Origin of the sequence: Pseudomonas sp. NMI760_13 (genome assembly GCF_021283245.1) — a bacterium.
In the GTDB taxonomy this organism is placed as follows: Bacteria; Pseudomonadota; Gammaproteobacteria; order Pseudomonadales; family Pseudomonadaceae; genus Aquipseudomonas; species Aquipseudomonas peradeniyensis.
This window is the reverse complement of sequence record NZ_JAJSRC010000043.1, coordinates 1-19,949: the sequence shown is the minus strand read 5'-3', so window position 1 is coordinate 19,949 and position 19,949 is coordinate 1. Positions and strand designations below refer to the sequence as shown.

18 protein-coding genes are annotated in these 19,949 nt (G+C 66.1%); 10 read left to right on the top strand and 8 right to left on the bottom strand.

All coding sequences use genetic code 11. The annotated features are described in order from the left end of the window. Positions 1–143: 143 nt before the first annotated feature. On the bottom strand, positions 144–3,851 hold the full coding sequence (gene metH, locus LU671_RS27605; protein WP_203646243.1) for a methionine synthase: 3,708 nt from the start codon (positions 3,849–3,851) through the stop codon (positions 144–146). A 173-nt stretch (positions 3,852–4,024) separates the two neighbouring features. On the opposite strand from metH, the gene LU671_RS27600 reads away from it, so the two are divergent. The 5 genes from LU671_RS27600 (at position 4,025) to LU671_RS27580 (ending at position 9,651) form a co-directional block, all read left to right on the top strand. After that, complete coding sequence (locus LU671_RS27600) at positions 4,025–6,325, top strand: fatty acid cis/trans isomerase (protein ID WP_232857585.1); 2,301 nt, start codon at positions 4,025–4,027, stop codon at positions 6,323–6,325. A 262-nt stretch (positions 6,326–6,587) separates the two neighbouring features. After that, positions 6,588–7,622 carry an acyltransferase family protein gene (locus LU671_RS27595; RefSeq protein ID WP_198745147.1) on the top strand — a complete coding sequence of 345 codons (1,035 nt, stop codon included), beginning with the start codon at positions 6,588–6,590 and terminating at the stop codon, positions 7,620–7,622. Between the two features lie 57 nt (positions 7,623–7,679). Continuing rightward, the gene (gene nfuA / locus LU671_RS27590; protein ID WP_232857583.1) at positions 7,680–8,264 is read left to right on the top strand and encodes a Fe-S biogenesis protein NfuA; all 585 of its coding nucleotides are present in this window, start codon (positions 7,680–7,682) and stop codon (positions 8,262–8,264) included. A gap of 295 nt (positions 8,265–8,559) precedes the next feature. Next, positions 8,560–9,168, top strand: a complete 609-nt coding sequence (locus tag LU671_RS27585; protein ID WP_203646248.1) for an SCO family protein — start codon at positions 8,560–8,562, stop codon at positions 9,166–9,168. Then, positions 9,169–9,651, top strand: coding sequence for a copper chaperone PCu(A)C (locus LU671_RS27580; protein ID WP_203646249.1), 483 nt, complete (start codon positions 9,169–9,171; stop codon positions 9,649–9,651). A 123-nt stretch (positions 9,652–9,774) separates the two neighbouring features. On the opposite strand, the gene LU671_RS27575 is transcribed toward LU671_RS27580, so the two are convergent. Both LU671_RS27575 and LU671_RS27570 read right to left on the bottom strand, forming a co-directional pair. Beyond that, positions 9,775–10,002, bottom strand: a complete 228-nt coding sequence (locus tag LU671_RS27575; protein ID WP_023630605.1) for a hypothetical protein — start codon at positions 10,000–10,002, stop codon at positions 9,775–9,777. A 15-nt stretch (positions 10,003–10,017) separates the two neighbouring features. After that, entirely contained in the window at positions 10,018–11,169 is a 1,152-nt protein-coding gene (locus LU671_RS27570) for an MFS transporter (protein ID WP_203646250.1), read from the bottom strand. Positions 11,170–11,277: 108 nt separating this feature from the next. On the opposite strand from LU671_RS27570, the gene LU671_RS27565 reads away from it, so the two are divergent. Next, positions 11,278–12,087, top strand: coding sequence for an AraC family transcriptional regulator (locus LU671_RS27565; protein ID WP_203646251.1), 810 nt, complete (start codon positions 11,278–11,280; stop codon positions 12,085–12,087). Here LU671_RS27565 and LU671_RS27560 read toward each other — a convergent pair. From LU671_RS27560 to LU671_RS27540, 5 genes are all read right to left on the bottom strand, one after another. Then, positions 12,047–12,880, bottom strand: coding sequence for an AraC family transcriptional regulator (locus tag LU671_RS27560; protein ID WP_203646252.1), 834 nt, complete (start codon positions 12,878–12,880; stop codon positions 12,047–12,049). The two genes, LU671_RS27565 and LU671_RS27560, sit on opposite strands and share 41 nt — an antisense overlap. Beyond that, positions 12,877–13,191: an AzlD domain-containing protein gene (locus LU671_RS27555; RefSeq protein ID WP_062574311.1), complete on the bottom strand. Its 315-nt coding sequence runs from the start codon at positions 13,189–13,191 to the stop codon at positions 12,877–12,879. The genes LU671_RS27560 and LU671_RS27555 overlap by 4 nt, the downstream gene beginning before the upstream one ends. After that, positions 13,188–13,886, bottom strand: coding sequence for an AzlC family ABC transporter permease (locus LU671_RS27550; RefSeq protein WP_203646253.1), 699 nt, complete (start codon positions 13,884–13,886; stop codon positions 13,188–13,190). Before LU671_RS27550 ends, LU671_RS27555 begins: the two co-directional genes overlap by 4 nt. A gap of 104 nt (positions 13,887–13,990) precedes the next feature. Continuing rightward, positions 13,991–14,812 carry an aldo/keto reductase gene (locus LU671_RS27545; RefSeq protein ID WP_232857580.1) on the bottom strand — a complete coding sequence of 274 codons (822 nt, stop codon included), beginning with the start codon at positions 14,810–14,812 and terminating at the stop codon, positions 13,991–13,993. Next, complete coding sequence (locus LU671_RS27540; RefSeq protein ID WP_050705129.1) at positions 14,800–15,705, bottom strand: LysR family transcriptional regulator; 906 nt, start codon at positions 15,703–15,705, stop codon at positions 14,800–14,802. Before LU671_RS27540 ends, LU671_RS27545 begins: the two co-directional genes overlap by 13 nt. 118 nt (positions 15,706–15,823) lie before the next feature. On the opposite strand from LU671_RS27540, the gene LU671_RS27535 reads away from it, so the two are divergent. From LU671_RS27535 to LU671_RS27520, 4 genes are all read left to right on the top strand, one after another. Then, the gene (locus LU671_RS27535; protein WP_050705130.1) at positions 15,824–16,522 is read left to right on the top strand and encodes a CoA transferase subunit A; all 699 of its coding nucleotides are present in this window, start codon (positions 15,824–15,826) and stop codon (positions 16,520–16,522) included. Between the two features lie 35 nt (positions 16,523–16,557). Further along, positions 16,558–17,214: a CoA transferase subunit B gene (locus LU671_RS27530; RefSeq protein WP_232857579.1), complete on the top strand. Its 657-nt coding sequence runs from the start codon at positions 16,558–16,560 to the stop codon at positions 17,212–17,214. Between the two features lie 196 nt (positions 17,215–17,410). Continuing rightward, a complete protein-coding gene (locus LU671_RS27525; protein WP_062360297.1) occupies positions 17,411–18,829 on the top strand; it encodes a short-chain fatty acid transporter in 1,419 nt (472 codons plus the stop codon). 206 nt (positions 18,830–19,035) lie between these two features. Further along, the coding region (locus LU671_RS27520; protein ID WP_269806844.1) for a ShlB/FhaC/HecB family hemolysin secretion/activation protein at positions 19,036–19,949 on the top strand (914 nt) is incomplete at its 3' end.

Sequence of the window (19,949 nt, the reverse complement as noted above, 5' to 3'; positions counted from 1 at the left end):
CCCTGTAGGAGCGGCCTTGCGCCGCGAAAGGGCCGCAGAGCGGCCCCAGCGATCGTTGCATCAACACTGAGATCCTGGGGCTGCTACGCAGCCCTTTCGCGGCGCAAGGCCGCTCCTACACAGAGGGGGCAGCGCAGGGCTGGTCAGCCCTCGTAGCCCAGGTTCGGCGCCAACCAGCGTTCGCTGACGCTGACATCCTGGCCCTTGCGCGCGCTGTATCGCTCGATCTGGTCCTTGTCCACCTTGCCCACGGCGAAGTACTGCGCCTGCGGGTGGGCGAAGTACCAGCCGCTGACTGCCGCCGCCGGGAACATGGCGAAGTGTTCGGTGAGGAACACGCCGCTCGGGCCGGTCTCGCCGATGGCGGTGCCATCGAGCAGGCGGAACAGGGTTTCCTTCTCGGTGTGGTCCGGGCAGGCCGGGTAGCCGGGGGCCGGGCGGATACCGCTGTACTGCTCCTTGATCAGCGCCTCGTTGTCCAGGTGCTCGTCCTTGGCGTAACCCCAGTGCTCCTTGCGCACCTGCTCGTGCAGCCACTCGGCGCAGGCCTCGGCCAGGCGGTCGGCCAGGGCCTTGACCATGATCGAGCTGTAGTCGTCGCCCTTGTCCTGGTAGGCCTTGGCCACTTCCTCGGCGCCGATGCCGGCGGTGGTGATGAAACCGCCGACATAGTCGGTCACGCCGCTGTCCTTCGGCGCGACGAAGTCGGCCAGCGACCAGTTCGGCTTGCCGTCGGGCTTGATAGTCTGCTGGCGCAGGTGGTGGAGGGTGGCCAGGGTGTCACCGTTGCCGCCATACACCTCGATGTCGTCGTGTTCGACCTGGTTGGCCGGCCAGAAACCGAACACCGCGCGGGCGCTGATCAGCTTCTCGTCGATCAGCTTGTCGAGCATTTCGCGGGCGTCCTTGTACAGCGCCGTGGCAGCCTCGCCGACCACTTCGTCGGTGAGGATGCGCGGGAACTTGCCGGCCAGGTCCCAGGAGATGAAGAACGGCGTCCAGTCGATGTACTCGGCCAGGGTGCGCAGGTCGATGTCTTCCAGCACCTTGACGCCGGTGAAGGAGGGCACCGCGGCCTGGTAGCCGGCCCAGTCGTACTGCGGCTTGGCGGCGATGGCCTGGGCGTAGCTCAGGCGTTCGGTGCGGGCGCTGCGGTTGGCGGTGCGCTCGCGCACCTCGACGTATTCCTGGCGGGTCTTCTCGACGAAGCCGCTCTTGAGCTCCTTGGACAGCAGCTGGGTGGCCACGCCCACCGCGCGCGAGGCGTCGGTGACATAGACCACGGCGTCATTGGAATACTTGGGCTCGATCTTCACCGCGGTGTGGGCTTTCGAGGTGGTGGCGCCACCGATCATCAGCGGCAGGTGGAAGTCCTGGCGCTGCATCTCGCGGGCGACGTGGACCATTTCGTCCAGCGACGGGGTGATCAGGCCGGACAGGCCGATGATGTCGCACTTCTGCTCGCGGGCGGTCTGCAGGATCTTCTCGGCCGGGACCATCACGCCCATGTCGACGATATCGTAGCCGTTGCAACCGAGCACCACACCGACGATGTTCTTGCCGATGTCGTGCACGTCGCCCTTGACCGTGGCCATGAGGATCTTGCCCTTGGCCTCCGGTTTGTCGCCTTTCTCTTCCTCGATGAACGGAATGAGGTGGGCCACGGCCTGTTTCATCACGCGGGCGGACTTCACCACCTGCGGCAGGAACATCTTGCCGGCGCCGAACAGGTCACCGACCACGTTCATGCCGCTCATCAGCGGGCCTTCGATGACTTCGATGGGGCGCGCCGACTGCTGGCGGCATTCTTCGGTGTCTTCGACGATGTAGGCGGTGATGCCCTTGACCAGCGCATGCTCGAGGCGCTTGTCCACCGGCATCGAGCGCCATTCTTCGTTCTCGACTTCCTTGGTGGCGCCGCCGCCCTTGTAGTCGTCGGCAATCGCCAGCAGGGCGTCGGTACCGTGCGGGGTGCGGTTGAGCACCACGTCCTCGACCTTCTCACGCAATGCCGCCGGGATCTCGTCATAGATCTCCAGCTGGCCGGCGTTGACGATACCCATGGTCAGGCCGTTCTGGATCGCGTGGTAGAGGAACACCGAGTGGATCGCCTCGCGCACCGGGTTGTTGCCGCGGAACGAGAACGACACGTTGGACACGCCGCCGGAACTCAGGGCATACGGCAGGTGATCGCGGATGTAGGCGCAGGCCTCGATGAAATCTACCGCGTAGTTGTTGTGCTCCTCGATGCCGGTGGCGACGGCGAAGATGTTCGGGTCGAAAATGATGTCTTCCGGCGGGAAGCCCACCTCGTTGACCAGGATGTCGTAGCTGCGCTGGCAGATCTCGCGCTTGCGCGCGGCGGTGTCGGCCTGGCCGACCTCGTCGAAGGCCATCACCACCACGGCGGCGCCGTAGCGCTTGCACAGGCGGGCGTGGTGCTTGAACTGCTCGACGCCTTCCTTCATCGAGATCGAGTTGACGATGCCCTTGCCCTGGATGCACTTGAGGCCGGCCTCGATCACCTCCCACTTGGAGGAGTCGATCATGATCGGCACCCGGGAGATGTCCGGCTCGCCGGCGATCAGGTTGAGGAAGCGGACCATGGCGGCCTGGGAGTCGAGCATCCCTTCGTCCATGTTGATGTCGATCACCTGGGCGCCGGCCTCGACCTGCTGCAGGGCGACTTCCAGGGCCTCGGTGTAGTTCTCCTCGCGGATCAGCCGGGCGAACTTGGCGGAGCCGGTGATGTTGGTACGCTCGCCGACGTTGACGAACAGCGACTGGCGATCGATGGTGAACGGTTCCAGGCCCGACAGGCGGCAGGCCTTGGGGATGTCCGGAATCGCACGCGGCTTGTACTTGGCGACCGCCTCGGCGATGGCCTGGATGTGCGGCGGGGTGGTGCCGCAGCAACCGCCGATGATGTTGAGGAAGCCGCTGGCGGCGAACTCCTCGACCACCGCGGCCATTTCCGCCGGGGTCTCGTCGTATTCGCCGAAGGCGTTGGGCAGGCCGGCGTTGGGGTGGGCGGACACATGGGTGTCGGCCTTGGTCGCCAGCTCTTCCAGGTACGGGCGCAGGTCCTTGGCGCCGAGGGCGCAGTTCAGGCCGACGGAGATCGGCTTGGCGTGGCGTACCGAGTTCCAGAAGGCTTCGGTGGTCTGGCCCGACAGGGTGCGGCCGGAGGCGTCGGTGATGGTGCCGGAGATCATGATCGGCAGTTCGACGTCGTCCTCCTCGAACACCTGCTGCACGGCGAAAATCGCCGCCTTGGCATTGAGGGTGTCAAAGATGGTCTCGATCAGGATCAGGTCGGCGCCGCCCTCGATCAGGCCACGGGTGGCCTCGATGTAGTTCTCCACCAGTTCATCGAAGGTGACGTTGCGATAGCCTGGGTCGTTGACGTCGGGGGAGATCGAGCAGGTGCGGCTGGTCGGGCCGAGCACGCCGGCGACGAAGCGCGGCTTGTCCGGGGTCTCGAGGGTCTTGGCGTCGGCCACCTGACGGGCAACGCGCGCGCCCTCGACGTTGAGCTCGTACACCAGCGCTTCCATGCCGTAGTCGGCCTGGGAAATCTGCGTGGCGTTGAAGGTGTTGGTCTCGAGGATATCGGCGCCGGCGTCCAGGTAGGCTTTCTCGATCGCGGCGATGACATCCGGGCGGCTGAGCAGCAGCAGATCATTGTTGCCTTTGACATCGCTTGGCCAATCGGCGAAGCGCGTGCCACGATAGTCGTGTTCCTCGAGGCGGTAACTCTGGATCATAGTACCCATGCCGCCGTCGAGGATCAGGATGCGCTCTTTGAGTGCTTTCTGGAGTGCTTGGTAACGAGCGCTGCGGTCGGACATAGGAACTACCTGGTCGGGCGAATATCAGAAGGTGCCGAATAATAACAAAGCTGCACGGATTTTAGGCGTACCGCCGATTTGCATGAATTTACTTCATGTTGGTGCGGCGCCCCAACACCTCAGGACCCGCCAGGCACATCGTGATGGCTTCAAGTAACCAGGACTTTCGGCACATGCTGCATCGCATATTTGCCAGCGCCTTCGCCTTGCTCATCAGTGGCGCGGCGTTCGGGCAGGCCCCCCAAGCGAGCCCGACGATTTCATACACCCGGGATATCCAACCGATCTTCACCGAGAAGTGCGTGGCCTGCCACGCCTGCAACGACGCTGCCTGCCAGCTCAACCTGGGCAGCGCCGAGGGCGCCGAGCGGGGTGCTTCCAAGGTGCCGGTCTACCAGGGCGAGCGCAGCCAGGCGGTGCCCACCACGCGGTTGTTCTACGATGCCCGTGACGAAGCCGGCTGGCGCAAGCAGGGCTTCTACTCGGTGCTGGACAAGCAGGGCAGCCAGGCCGCGCTGATGGCGCGCATGCTCGAGCTGGGCCACAAGACCCCGCTCACGCCCAATGCCAAGCTGCCCGAGGAGATCGTCCTGGGGCTCAACCGCAACAACATGTGCCCGTTGCCCCACGAGTTCGACGCCTACGCCGGCGCCCACCCCAAGGAGGGCATGCCGCTGGCGGTCACCGGCCTGACCGACCAGGAGTACCAGACCCTGCAGCGCTGGCTGGCGGCTGGCGCTCCGGTCGAGAAGACGCCGATCCAGCCCAGCGCGGTCGAGGCAAAGCAGATCGCCGACTGGGAAGAGCTGCTCAACCGCCCCGGTTCGACCGAGGCACTGGTCGGCCGCTGGCTGTACGAGCACCTGTTCCTCGCCCACATCCACTTCGTCGGCGGCGAGCCGGGCCACTTCTTCCAGTGGGTGCGTTCGCGCACGCCAAGTGGCCAGCCGGTGGACCTGATCGCCACCCGCCGGCCCAACGACCCGCCGGGCACCGATTTCTACTACCGGCTGATGCCGGTGCAGGGCGTGATCGTCCACAAGACCCACATCACCTACCCGATGGGGCCGCAGAAGCTCAAGCGGGTCAAGCAGCTGTTCTACAGCGGCGACTGGCATGCCTCGTCGCTGCCCGGCTACGGCCCGCGCCACCGCGCCAACCCGTTCGAGACCTTCGAGGCGATCCCGGCGGTGGCCCGCTACCAGTTCATGCTGGACAACGCCGAGTACTTCGTCCGCACCTTCATCCGCGGCCCGGTATGCCGTGGCCAGATCGCCACCGACGTGATTCGTGACAACTTCTGGGCGCTGTTCCAGGAGCCGGCCCACGACCTGTACATCACCGATGCCGAGTACCGGGGCGAGGCCACGCCGCTGCTGGCCATGCCCGGGCAGATCGACGACGTCGGCAGCGTGCTGAGCCTGTGGCACGCCTACCGTGACAAGCGCAACGAGTACGAGGCGCTGCGTCGCGAGGCCTATGCCGAGCAACCGGCGCCGAGCTGGTCGACCCTGTGGGCCGGCAACGACAACGCGTTGCTGAGCATCTTCCGCCACTTCGACAGCGCCTCGGTGACCAAGGGCCTGATCGGTGATGTGCCGCTGACGATGTGGCTGTTCGACTACCCGCTGTTCGAGCGCACCTACTACCAGCTGGCGGTGAACTTCGACGTGTTCGGCAACGTCTCGCACCAGCTGCAGACGCGCCTGTACTTCGACCTGATCCGCAATGGCGCCGAGGTCAACTTCCTGCGCCTGATGCCGGCCGGCAAGCGTAGCGAGATCCTTGGCAACTGGTACCAGAACAGCGGCAAGGTGAAGATGTGGATGGACTACGAGGACATCGACACCAGCACCCCGAGCGCGCTGAAGCTGGACAAGCACGATCCCAAGCGTGACTTCGGCCTGCAGTTGCTGCAGCGCACCGGCAGCCTGAACGTGGCCCCCGACCCGATCAACCGCTGCCAGGGCGCCTATTGCTCGCGACCCGGGCTGTCCCAGGAGTTTCGCGACGTCGAGCAGTCGTTGAGCCGCCTGGTGTCGCGCCCGGCCGCGGGCCTGAAGGTGATCGGCCAGCTGCCCGAGGCGACCATGCTGCGCATCGAAGGGCAGGGCGGTCAGCGCCAGGTCTACAGCCTGCTGCGCAACCGCGCCCACAGCAACGTGGCGTTCCTGCTCGGCGAGGCCTACCGCTACCAGCCGGGGCTGGACACCCTGACCCTGGTCCCGGGCGTGCTCAGCAGCTACCCCAACTTCATCTTCAACATCCCGGTGGCCGATGTGCCGGAGTTCGTCGAGGACATGGAAGCGGCGCGGGACGACACGGCGAAGTTCGAGCGCATCGTCATGCGCTGGGGCGTGCGTCGCAGCCATCCCGAGTTCTGGCGCTACTTCCATGACCTGAACAGCTACATCAAGCAGACCGAGCCGGTGGAGGCGGGGGTGCTGGACATGAACCGCTACGAGAACCTCTGATCGGTTGGCCGGGACTTTCCCGGCCTGTTGCGGTCGGAACTGCTGGATGGTTTCGGTTGAAATGGCTCTGCAGCCATCGCCGGGGTAGGAGCGGCCTTGTGCCGCGAAAGGGCTGCAAAGCAGCCCCAGGGGCCTCCAGCAACGCTGCAAAGATTGCTGGGGCCGCGCAGCGGCCCTTTCGCGGCACAAGGCCGCTCCTACCCCCGCGATGACATAGCCTGATTGCCGAAGCCTCAACGCACCGGTCAACGCAGGGTTTTTCATGCTGTATTCGCTTCAGGCTCTCCGGGCATTCGCCGCCTGGGTGGTGGTCTGCCACCACTTCATGCAGATCTTCTTCGACTTCAACGCCACCGGCCCTATCGGCCAACTGCTCGCCGACCGCGGCGCGGTGGGGGTGGACATCTTCTTCGTCATCAGTGGCCTGGTGATCTACCTCTCGACCCGCGACAAGGACATCGCGCCCGCACAGTTCCTGCTCAACCGCGCCCTGCGCATCGTGCCCGCCTACTGGTTCTACACCCTGCTGATGGCAGCGCTGATGCTGGTCGCCAGCCGCTGGATGCCGCACCAGGTGTTCGAATGGCAGCACCTGCTGCTGTCGCTGTTGTTCATCCCGGCGGAGAATCCGGGCGGCTACGGCTTGTATCCGACCCTCAATGTCGGCTGGACGCTGAACTTCGAGATGTTCTTCTACCTGTTGTTCGGCCTGGCGTTCCTGGTGCGCCAGCGCCACCACCTGCTGTTGGTGACGGCGGCGCTGCTGCTGGTCAGCGAGGTACTGGGCCGCCTCGGCGTGCTCAGCCGCTTCTACAGCAACGACATCGTCTACGAGTTCCTGCTGGGCATTGGCCTGGGCGTGCTGTACCGCCGCGGGCTGATTCGCCAGGGCTTGTGGCTGCCGCTGGGGCTGCTCGGCGTGGCGGGGTATGCGCTGTATCACCTGGACGCCTCGCAGCGCCTCCTGCACTGGGGCCTGCCCAGCGCCCTGGTGGTGCTGGCGTTCATCGCCCTGGAGCCATTCTTCAAGGGTAACCGGGTGCTCAAGGCGCTGGGGGATTGCTCCTATTCGGTCTACCTGGTGCATGTGCTGGTGCTGTATGGCGGCCTGTTCGCCAGCGAACGCCTGCGCCTGAATCCGTACCTGGTGTTCGCCTTGTGCGTGCCGTCAATCGGACTAATGTCGTGGCTCAGCTACCACTGGCTGGAGCGTGGCCTATACGGGCGGCTCAAGGCCGGATTCGCGGGGCGTGGCGCCCAGGAGCCTGCGCTGGCGCTATCCCGAGTCAAATGCTAGGACTTTGTTCGAGGGCCGGGTTGGCGTACACTGCCGGCAAGTCTGTGAGGAACTTCCATGAGCGCTATAACCATTACCGACGCCGCCCATGATTACCTGGCCGATCTGCTCTCCAAGCAGAACACGCCTGGCATCGGCATCCGTATCTTCATCACCCAGCCGGGTACCACCTACGCCGAGACCTGCATCGCCTACTGCAAGCCTGGCGAGGAGAAACCCGACGACCAGCCGGTGGGCCTGAAGAGCTTCACCGCCTACCTCGACGCAGTCAGCGTGCCGTTCCTCGAGGACGCGCTGGTCGACTACGCCACCGACCGCATGGGCGGCCAGCTGACCATCAAGGCGCCGAACGCCAAGGTGCCGATGGTCAACGAAGACAGCCCGATCAACGAGCGTATCAACTACTACCTGCAGACCGAGATCAACCCGGGCCTGGCCAGCCACGGCGGCGCCGTGAGCCTGGTGGACGTGGTCGACGACGGCATCGCCGTGCTGCAGTTCGGCGGCGGCTGCCAGGGCTGCGGCCAGGCCGACGTGACGCTGAAGGAAGGCATCGAGCGCGCCCTGCTCGAACGCATTCCGGAGCTCAAGGGCGTGCGTGACGTGACCGACCACAGCCAGAAGGAAAACGCGTACTACTGATCGCCAGTGGTGACGCCATCGCGGGGCAAGCCCGCTCCCACGCCTGGGCCATGCCTGGATCAATGCGTGGGAGCGGGCTTGCCCCGCGATGTTTTCAGGTGTTGTGCATTGATCCCTAGCAACAAAGTGTTACGGATTCAACCCCTGCGACAACCGGTCGCGCCCCGTAAACAAAGGGCTGCAGCCTGGTCGGCCGGATATCGGGTGGATGGTGCAGGGGTGGCGTGACAGAATGCCCCGGTTTTCTGGCCGGCCCATCCCAGGGGTCGGCACCTTCCCTGTAAAGGATGGTTCCATGAATGATCTGTTGACCCGGCGCGCGGTTGTCGCCGGGATGGGCGTACTGGGGCTTGGCCTGCTGGCGGGTTGCAACCCGGCCCGGGGCCTGGACTTCAAGTACGGCAAGAACATGAGCAACGAGATCCTCGGGCGCAAGTTCAAGCTCAAGGACACTCAAGGCAACGAGCGCACCCTGTCGAGTTTCTACGGCTCGATGCCGATGATCTTCTTCGGCTTCACCCAGTGCCCGGCCGTCTGCCCGACCGCCATGGCGCGCGTGGCGCAGATCCGCAAGATCCTGCGCGGCCGTGACCGTGACCTGTTCCAGCCGGTGTTCATCACCCTGGATCCGGAGCGCGACAGCCCCGAGATACTCGATGCCTACGTCAAGGCCTTCGACCCGTCGATCGTTGCCCTGACCGGTACCCCCGAGGAAATCGCCGAGGTGGCCCGGGAATTCAAGGTGTTCTACGAAAAGGTCCCGGCCGGCGACACCTACACTGTCTCTCACTCGTCCACCAGCTACGTCTACGACACACGTGGCACCCTGCGCCTGAGCCTGGGCCATTCCCTGAACGCCAAGGAATGTGCCGAGGACCTGGTCACCCTGATGGAGATCTGCTGAATGTCGATGCAACCGATCAAACGCGGTCTGGCCGCCCTGGCCCTGCTGGGCATGACCCTGCCGGCGTTCGCCCAGACCACCGTGAGCGACGCCTGGGTGCGCGCCAGCGTACCGCACCAGCAATCGACCGGCGCCTTCATGACCCTGACTGCCAGCAGCGACAGCAAGCTGGTGAGCGTCGCCTCACCCGTGGCCAAGGACGTGCAGGTGCATGAGATGGTCATGAACGGCGATGTGATGAAGATGGGGCCGGTCGATGCCATCGCGCTGCCGGCGGGCAAGCCCGTCAAGCTGGACCCCAATGGCTACCACGTGATGTTGATGGGCCTGAACCAGCAGGTGAAGGAAGGCGAGCAGGTGCCGCTGACCCTGACCATCATCGATGCCAAGGGCGCGAAGGAAACCTTGCAGGTGCAGGCGCCGGTGCGTGCGCTCAACGCCGAGGCCAGCGGCGGGCATGACCATATGCATATGAACCACTGATCGTGGATCGGGGGCGCTTTGCGCCCGTTCGCGGCACAAGGCCGCTCCTACAGAGGAAATCGCAGTCCCCTGTAGGAGCGGCCTTGTGCCGCGAACGGGCTGCAAAGCAGCCCCAGCGGCCCGTCAGCTACGAAAACGTGGCAACGGCCGTTCGATGTTCAGCGAGGTCAGGGTCTTGCGCACCTGTGCATCCTCGGCCTCCAGCGCCTTCAGGCTGGCGCGGATCTTCCCGGCGGCGGGCACATCGCCCTGGCGGTCGATCCAGTCGGCGATCTCCTTGCAGGCGCTGCTCAGGCAGGCCTGGCGCTGGCTCATCAGCGACAGGAGCGTGGTGATTTCTCGTTCGGACATGACGCGATCCTCCATTCAGCCCCTTGAGTGTAGCAGCGCCCGGCCAGGCTGCTCGTAGCCGATGGCCAGTGCCCAGCCCGCCAGCGCACAGACAAACAGCGTCGCCCCCATAGCCTGGCAGGCACCCGCCAGCAGCAGTCCCGCGCCAATCTGCAGGTAGTAGAACAAGCCGAACAACGCGCCCGCCGTGCCACGGCAGTCGGCGTAGTCGACCAGCGCCGAGCCCAGCACCAGCGGAATCGCCATGGCGAAGGCGAACATCACCAGGGCCATGGCCAGCACCGTCCACAGGCTGTCGCCCAGCCCCAGCAGTGCCAGCGCCGCCAGCAGGTCGAGCAGGCACGCCAGGCGCAGCAGGCGCGCCGTGGCCACCCCGCGCTGCAACAGTCGTGCATTGAGTCGCGCGCCCAGCAGCGAGCCGAGCGCCAGCGCCGCGCCGGAGTAGCCCATCCACGGGCTGGCGCCGAGGCGCTCGAAAACAAACGGCGCCAGGCTGTACCAGCTGAACACGCTGATGTTGAACACTGCCACCAGGGCGCTGGCCAGCAGCACGCGACGGTCGCGCAGCAGGCGTCGCAGCACCTGGCCGAGCGCGGGCGTCGCCTGCGCGGCGGGGCGCGTCTCGGGCAGGCCGCGCCAGGTCCAGGCGAGCAGCAGCGCGGCCATCAGCAACTGGCCGGCGAGTACACCGTGATAGCCGAACAGCCGGTCCAGCCAGGCGCCGCTGATCAGCCCGAGCGCCGGGCTGAGCGCCAGGCATACGCCGATCAACGAGAACACCCGGGCCAGTTCAGGGCCGGCGTGGCGATCGCGCAGGATGGTCTGGGTGACCACGGAGCCCACCGCCGCCGCGAAGGCCGCCACGATCCGCGCCAGCAGCAGTTGGCTGAAGTCGACCGCCAGCAGCGCCGCCAGTGCTGCGGTGGTATAGAGCGACAGGCCGGCAAGCATGGCCGGGCGCCGCCCCCACAGGTCGCAGGCACGCCCCCAGGCCAGCACGCCGACGGCAAACGCGACGAAGTACAGCGACAGGGTCAGCGAAGCCTGGGCAGCGCTGACGGCGAATGCTTCGGCCAAGGAGACCAGGGCAGGGCTGTAGAGGGTTTCGGCGACTTGCGGAAACATCAGCAGGGCGGTGGCCAGGGCCAGCCAGGAACGGGAAAGCATGGGAGTGAACGCCTTGCAGCACAAACGGGCGCTCATGGTAGGGACGTTGTGCCGTGAGCTATTATCGCGATTCCGTTGCTCTATCGTTGAAATCGGACAATTACAGCCATGGCCTGGTTAGCCCCCGACACCCACTTCGACCCCGATGCTTTCGACGCGCCGGTACTGGGCATCTGCTCGGCTCTGGGCGACCACGACTCGGGGCGCCACCGCCATGGCCGCGGCCAGGTGCTGTTCACCCGCCAGGGCTGCGTGCGCATCCAGACGCCCGGACGCCTGTGCCTGCTGCCACCGACCCAGGCTGCGTGGATTCCGGCGGGGCTGGAGCATCGGGCGCGCATGCGCGAAACGGTAGACTACCGCTCGCTGTATTTCAGCGCCGTGCTCAACGTGGAGCTGCCCGACGACGTGACGATCATCAGCGTCAACCCGTTGCTGCGCGAACTGCTCGAACGCATTGCCCAGGCGCCGTTCGACACGGCCTGGGACCGAGGTGACCAGGTGCACCTGCTGGCGCTGTGTCTGGGCGAATTGCGCCTGGCGCCGCGCCAGCCGATGTTCCTGCCACTGCCAGGCGATCGCCGCCTGGTTGGGCTGGTCGAGCGGCTCGAGCGCCTGCCGCCAGCGCTGGGTGAACTGGCGCGGCAGGTTGGCGCCAGCGAGAAGACCATCAGCCGCCTGCTGCGCCGGGATACCGGCATGTCCTATCAGCAATGGCGCCAGCAGTGGCGGTTGTTGCGGGCAATGGAACAGCTGGCGTTGCAGCGGCCGCTGGGCGCCATCGCCGACGACCTGGGCTTCGCCAGCGACAGTGCCTTCATTGCGTTCTTTCGCGGCATGACCGGCATCACGCCAGGCGCCTGGAACCGGGGCGCAGCTACAGGCCCAGACAGGCCTGGCGATAGGCCCCCGGCGTAACCCCATAGGCCTGCTTGAACTGGCGGCTGAGGTGGCTCTGGTCGGCGAAGCCCAGGGTGACGGCGACCTCCAGTGCCGGCAGGCCGCTGCGCAACAGCTCGCGGGCGCGGGCCAGGCGGCGCTGCTTGAGCCAGGCGTGGGGCGGCAGGCCGGTGGCCTGGCGGAACACCCGGGCGAAGTGGAACGGCGACAGGTTCACCGCCGCCGCCAGGGTTTCCAGCGAGGGCGGCTCGACCAGCCGGCTCTCCAGCAGCTCGCGGGCACGGGCCACGGCCAGCGGCTCGTTGCCGGGGGCGGCGGGCTCGGCGCAGTGGCCGTGGCGCTGCACCAGCGCCAGCACCGCCTGGCGCCAGGCGGTCTGTTGCTCCAGGGCGCTGGCGCAGGACTCGGACAACTGGTGCAGATGGCTGAAAGCGGCGGCCAGGGCCGGGTCCTGGATCACGCTGTCCTTGAACCGGGGCAGGCCGTGGCGGCCCAGCTCCAGTTCGTCGAGCACGCCGGTGACCCGCTCGTGTTCGGGGTAGAAGCCACGGTAGCGCCAGCCGGCCTCGTGGGCGGTGGCACCGGTGTGCAGCTCGTCGGGATTGATCAGCACCATGCTGCCCACCGGCGCCAGGTGCTCGCTGCCGCGGTGCCAGAAACGCTGGGCGCCGGATTCGATCACGGTGAACACGTAGCCTTCGTGCACATGCGGGGCGAAGCGCTGCTGGATGTAGCGGGCGTGCAGCATCTCGACGTCGCCGAGGGCGGGCGCCTGCCACAGGTGGGCCTGTTCGCGCAGGGGCGTGGTCATGCCAGCCAGCTGCGCAGGAGGAAGAAGATCAGCATGCTCGCCAGCATGCTCAGCAACACGCTGCGGGTCAACAGCACCAGGGCGATCGCCACCAGCGAACCAAGCAGGTAAGGGTTCAGCGGGCTCAGCTCGAGCTGGTGGCCGGGCAGGAAGATGATCGGCCCGCAGATCGCGGTGAGCATGCCGGGCACGGCGAAGCCGAGGAACTGCCGTGCATTGGAGCTCAGGCGCAGCGGCAGGCGCGGTTCAAGGAAGGCGTAGCGGTTGAGGAACACCACCGCGCCCATGGCGACGATCAGCAGCCAGATCATGAGCGGCCTCCGGAGAATTTCTGGCAGATAAAGCCAGCGGCCATGCCAAGCAGGCCTGCCACCACCAGGGCAGTTTCCCAGTGCCAGTAGCTGAACAGCACCGAGCAGAACAGCGACACCGCCACGCACACCACGGTCGGCAGGTTGCGCACCAGCGGCGCGATCAGCGCGACGAAGGTGGCGACGATGGAGAAGTCCAGGCCCAGCTGGTCCAGGTGCGGAATGTTCTGGCCGAGGACGATGCCGGCCAGGGTGAACAGGTTCCAGGCCACATAGAAGGTCAGGCCGACGCCCAGGGCGTACCAGCGGTTGAACTGCTGCTGGTCGTGGTGGCTGGTCAGGGCGAAGAATTCGTCGGTGAGCAGAAAGCCCAGGCCCAGGCGCCAGCGGGTCGGCAAGCCGGACATCACCGGGCGCATGGACAGCCCGTAGAGCAAGTGCTGCGAGGTCAGCAGCAGGGTGGTGAGCAGGATCGACAGCAGGTTGGCGCCGCCCTTGAGCATGCCGATGGCCACCAGCTGCGCGGCGCCGGCGAAGACGATGGCCGACAGGCCCTGGCCTTGCCAGGCGCTGAGGTTGGCCTCGATGGCCATGGAGCCTGCCAGCAGGCCCCAGGGCGCGACGGCCAGGGACAGCGGCAGGATGGCGATGGCACCGTGAAGGAAGGCATTGCGGGCGAGCGGTGGGCTGGACATGGGAACGACAACGAATCGACAGGGCAGGCCAGCATGACAGAGCGGCGCGGGGGCGGCTTGAACGATCTTGCTTTGTTATCGATCATGCCGGCCCCTGTAGGGGTTCAGACCATTGCCAGGCGCTGCTTGCGGGTCGGCGCGGGGAAGGCCTGGTCGATGGCCCGCAGGTCTGCTTCGCTCAATATCAGCCCTGCCGCCGCCGCGTTCAGGCGCACATGTTCCGGGGCGGTGGCCTTGGGAATGGCGATCACGCCCTCCTGGCGCGTGACCCAGGCCAGGCTCACCTGGGCCGGCGTGGCGCCATGGCGTGCGGCGATATCGCCCAGCACGGGATGTCGCAGCAGGCGCCCAGCCTGGGCCAGCGGGCAGTAGGCCATGGTCGGCAGGCCCTGCTGCTGGCTCCAGGGCAGCAGGTCGAACTCGATGCCGCGCTCGGCCGGGTTGTACAACACCTGGTTGGTGGCGCAGGCGGGGTTGTCGAGCTCGCGCAGGTCGTCGAGGTCGAAGTTGGACACGCCCCAGCGGCGGATCTTGCCCTGCTCGATGAGGCGCTCGAAGGCCTCGACGGTCTCCTCCAGCGGATACTGGCCGCGCCAGTGCAGCAGGTACAGGTCGATGCAGTCGGTGCCCAGGCGCTCGAGGCTGCGTTCGCAGGCGGCCGGCACACCGCGCCGGCTGGCATTGTGCGGATAGACCTTGCTGACCAAAAACACCTGGTCGCGGCGCCCGGCGATGGCCTGGCCGACCACGCGCTCGGCACCGCCCTCGGCGTACATCTCGGCGGTGTCGATCAGACCCAGGCCCAGTTCGATACCCTGTTGCAGCGCCGCCACCTCGGCGGCCCTGCGGCCTGGGTCCTCGCCCATGTACCAGGTGCCCTGGCCGATGGCCGGAACGCGGGAACCCGCCAGATTCACGTAACGCATGTCACCTCCTGTGGATGGGTATGGGTCAGCAATACATCGAGCAGCGCCTCGGCGGCCTTGGACAGCTTGTGATCGCTCAGGGCGATCACGCCGATGCGCCGCTCCACGGTCGGTTCGACCAACGGCACGCAGCGGGCGCCGAGCTCCTGCATCTGGCCGATGCACAGCGCCGGCACCGCGCTGACGCCCAGGCCGCTGGCGACCATGCGACCGATGGTCGACAGCTGGTGGCTCTCGAAGGCCACCGCCAGCTTGCCATGGTTGGCGGCCAGGTGCTGCTCCAGCAGCAGGCGCACCGCGGAAGGCCGTTGCAGAGCGATGAAATCCTCGGCCAGCAGCTGCGGCCAGCGCACCTGGGGCTGGCGGGCGAGGGGCGAGTCGGCGGGCACCACCGCGACGAAACGGTCCAGGTACAGCGGATGGAAGCGCAGCGCCTCGCTGCTCTCGGGCTCGAAGCCGATGCCCAGTTCGACGCGGCGGTGGCGCACCAGTTCCAGCACCTGCTCGTTGATCACATCGTGCACGGTGACGTTGACCTTGGGGTAGCGCTGGCGGAACACCTTGAGCGACTGCGGCAGCAGGTTGCCGGCAAAGGCCGGCATGGCCGCCACCGAGACCCGCCCCAGCTGCAGGGTAAAACGCTGGCGCAGCATCTCCTCGGTGTCGTCCCAGTCGGCCAGCAGGCGCCGGGCCAGGGGCAGCAGCACTTCGCCCTCGGGGGTCAGGCTGACGCTGCGGGTGGTGCGGGTGAGCAGGGCGCCGCCGAGGTTGTCCTCCAGCGCCTTGATGGTCAGGCTCAGGGCCGGTTGCGATACATGCAGGTGCTCGCCGGCCTGGGCGAAGCTCTGGTACTTGGCCACGGTGACGAAGGCGCGCAGCTGCTTGACGTTCATGGGGCGGGCCCTTTGTTTTGTAAAAGTTATCAATCGATGACGAAAACAAAATTAACAAATCAGTCGACTACAGTGAAGATGACCGTACGGTTCCAACAACTACAAAAGGCGACTGAGCATGGCCGGACTGGACAAGCGTGTAGCAACTTATGAAGAGGCCCTGGCGGGCCTGACCGACGACATGACCGTGCTGGCCGGCGGCTTTGGCCTGTGCGGCATCCCCGAGAACCTCATCGCCGAGATCAAGCGCCGCGGCGTCAAGGGCCTGACCGTGGTCTCGAACAACTGCGGCGTCGACGGCTTCGGCCTGGGCGTGCTGCTCGAAGACCGGCAGATCCGCAAGATGGTCGCCTCCTACGTCGGCGAAAATGCCGAGTTCGAACGCCAGCTGCTCAGCGGCGAACTGGAAGTGGAACTCACCCCGCAAGGCACCCTGGCCGAGAAGATGCGTGCCGGCGGCGCCGGTATCCCGGCCTTCTTCACCGCCACCGGCTACGGCACCCCGGTCGCCGAAGGCAAGGAAGTGCGCGAGTTCAACGGTCGCAAGTACATCCTCGAAGCGTCCATCACCGGCGACTTTGCCATCGTCAAGGGCTGGAAGGCCGACCACTACGGCAACGTGGTGTACCGCAACACTGCGCAGAACTTCAACCCGCTGGCCGCCACCGCCGGCAAGATCACCGTGGTCGAGGTCGAGGAGATCGTCGAGCCCGGCGTGCTGCTGCCCAGCGAGATCCACACCCCGGGCATCTATGTCGACCGGGTCATCGTCGGCACCTTCGAGAAGCGCATCGAAAAGCGCACCGTCAAGGCCTGAGCGCCGCCCTCAAGAACAACAAAGAGATCCTGACCATGGCATTGATCCGCGAACAAATGGCGCAACGCGTCGCCCGTGAACTGAAGGACGGCTACTACGTCAACCTCGGCATCGGCATCCCCACCCTGGTGGCCAACTACGTGCCCGAGGGCATGGAGGTGATGCTGCAGTCGGAGAACGGCCTGCTGGGCATGGGCGAGTTCCCCACCGAGGCCACCATCGACGCCGACATGATCAACGCCGGCAAGCAGACCGTCACCGCCCGCCGTGGCGCGTCGATCTTCGATTCGGCGCAATCCTTCGCCATGATCCGTGGCGGCCATGTCGACCTCACCGTGCTCGGCGCCTTCGAGGTGGATGTGCAGGGCAACATCGCCTCGTGGATGATCCCCGGCAAGCTGGTCAAGGGCATGGGCGGCGCCATGGACCTGGTGGCCGGTGCCGACAACATCATCGTCACCATGACCCACGCCTCCAAGGATGGCGAATCCAAGCTGCTGCCCAAGTGCAGCCTGCCGCTGACCGGTGCCGGCTGCATCCGCAAGGTGCTCACCGACCTGGCCTACCTGGAGATCGAAAACGGTGCCTTCATCCTGCGCGAGACCGCCCCGGGCGTGAGCGTCGAGGAGATCATCGAGAAGACCGCCGGCAAGCTGATCGTGGCGGACGATGTAAAGGAAATGACGTTCTAATCACCCGCACCGCACCGCCCCCCTGTAGGAGCGGCCTTGTGCCGCGAAAGGGCTGCAGAGCAGCCCCGCGATTTCGGCATCAGCGCTGAGATCGAGGGGCCGCTGCGCGGCCCTTTCGCGGCACAAGGCCGCTCCTACAGGGGTTTTGCAATACCTGTTGAAAAATCCACCAATAAAACCAAAAAAGGAAAACATCGTGGCCGCTGATATCCAAGACAGCCGCTCCGCCCGCTTTGCCCTGCGCTGCTCCAACTGGGCCGAACGCTGGTTCCCCGACTCCTGGGTGTTCGCCGCCCTGGCTGTGATGCTGGTGTCCCTCGGCGCCCTGGCCATGGGCGGCAAGCCCACCGACACCGCCAAGGCGTTCGGTGACGGCTTCTGGAGCCTGATCCCGTTCACCATGCAGATGGCCTTCGTGGTCATCGGCGGCTATGTGGTGGCCAGTTCGCCGCCCGCCGCCCGGCTGATCGACCGCCTGGCGCGGCTGCCGAAGAACGGCCGCTCGGCGGTGTGCTGGGTGGCGCTGATCTCGATGCTTGCCTCGTTGCTCAACTGGGGCCTGTCGCTGGTGTTCGGCGGCCTGCTGGTGCGCGCCCTGGCCCGGCGCAGCGACCTGAAGATGGACTACCGCGCCGCCGGCGCCGCTGCCTACCTGGGCCTGGGCGCGGTGTGGGCGCTGGGCCTGTCGTCGTCGGCCGCGCAGCTGCAGGCCAATCCGGCCAGCCTGCCGCCGTCGATCCTGTCGATCACCGGGGTTATCCCGTTCACCGAGACCATCTTCCTCTGGCAGTCCGGGGTGATGCTTGCCGCGCTGGTGGTCGTCTCGCTGGTCGTGGCCTACGCCACCGCCCCGGGGCCGAACAGCGCCCGCAGCGCCCAGGACTGCGGCGTCGACCCGAGCTTCAGCGCGCCGCCGTCTCCTCAGCGCACCCGCCCGGGCGAGTGGCTGGAATACAGCCCGATCCTGATCCTGCTGCTGGTGGCCCTGGCCGCTGGTTGGCTGTACCAGGAGTTCGCCACCAAACCTGCGATCACCGCGATCTCCGGGTTGAACACCTACAACCTGCTGTTCATCATGCTCGGCGCCTTGTTGCACTGGCGCCCGCGCAGCTTCCTCGACGCGGTGACCCGCGCCGTGCCGACCACCACCGGGGTGCTGATCCAGTTCCCGCTGTACGGCTCGATCGCCGCCATCCTCACCCAGGTCAAGGGCGCGGATGCCCAGACCCTGGCCCACCATATCTCGGTGTTCTTCACCCAGATCGCCACCCATGACACCTATGCGCTGCTGATGGGCGTGTACTCGGCGGTGCTCGGTTTCTTCATTCCGTCCGGCGGCGGCAAATGGATCATTGAGGCGCCCTACGTGATGCTGGTGGCCAACGACCTGCAGTATCACCTGGGCTGGGCGGTGCAGATCTACAACGCCGCCGAGGCGCTGCCGAACCTGATCAACCCGTTCTACATGCTGCCGCTGCTGGGGGTGCTGGGGCTCAAGGCGCGCGACCTGATCGGCTTCTCGTTCGTGCAGTTGCTGGTGCATGTGCCGCTGGTGCTGGTGCTGCTGTGGGCGCTGGGCACGACCTTGCAGTATGTGCCGCCGGTGATGCCGTAAGGCCCAAGTCGTGGGGCTGCACGGCAGCTCCACGTCGTTCACGGCGACAGGGCGAAAATTTTTCTCTGTAGCGAAACGGCTCTATCTCAATGGTTTCATTCAATACGCGGAGCCGTGTTACAAAAAACTCAATGATGGCAAATTGACGCCAATTTGATGTCAAAATAGTATGCCCGCCACTTTGCACTGTTCACCAGGGATCGGTCATGGCGGGACGTCTAGTTTCAGGGCGCAAAACGGCCCTCTGTGCGCTTGTGAGCCTGCTGTGCTGCCCTGCGGCCTGGGCCGTTTCACCCGGCGACCAGGACCTGATCCGCGACCGCCAGGACCGTCTGCTCGAAGAGCAGCAGCGCCGCCTCGAAGAGCTGCGCAACCTGCCCGGCAAGGCCGCCGAACCCGGTGAAGCGCAACCGACGACCGACAGCCGCTGCTTCACCATCCACACCATCGAGCTCAAGGGCGCCGACAGCCTGTCCGCCGCCGACCGCGACCGCCTGCTCAAACCCTTCATCGACCAGTGCCTGGGCGTCACCCAGCTCAATGCCTTGCTCAAGGCCATCACCGACCATTACCTGGGTCGCGGCCTGGTCACCAGCCGCGCCTACCTGCCGCAGCAGGACCTGTCCTCGGGCCATCTGCAGGTACTGGTGGTGGAAGGGCGCCTGGAAGGGTTGCGCCCGGACCCGGCCAGCGGCCTGAGCGACCGTGAGCTGGCCATGGCCTTCCCCGGCGATATCGACCAGCGCCTGAACCTGCGCGAGATCGAGCAGATGGTCGACCAGCTCAACCGCCTACCGTCGAACAAGGCGCAGATGGAGCTGACCCCGGGCAAGGCCGTCGGCGGCAGCGAAGTGCTGGTGCGCAACACCCAGCAGAAACCCTGGCGCGCCTCGCTGTCGCGCAACAACGAAGGCCAGCGCAGCACCGGCGAGCAGATGCTCAACCTCGGTCTGGAATGGGACAGCCCGCTGGGCCTGGCCGACCAGCTGATGCTGCGCGGCGGCCACGACGTGGTCAGCGACCACACCCAGGGCTCGAAGAATGGCGTGCTGTTCTACAACCTGCCGTGGGGCTGGTGGAACTTCACCTACAGCTACAGCGAGAGCGAATACCGCTCCCT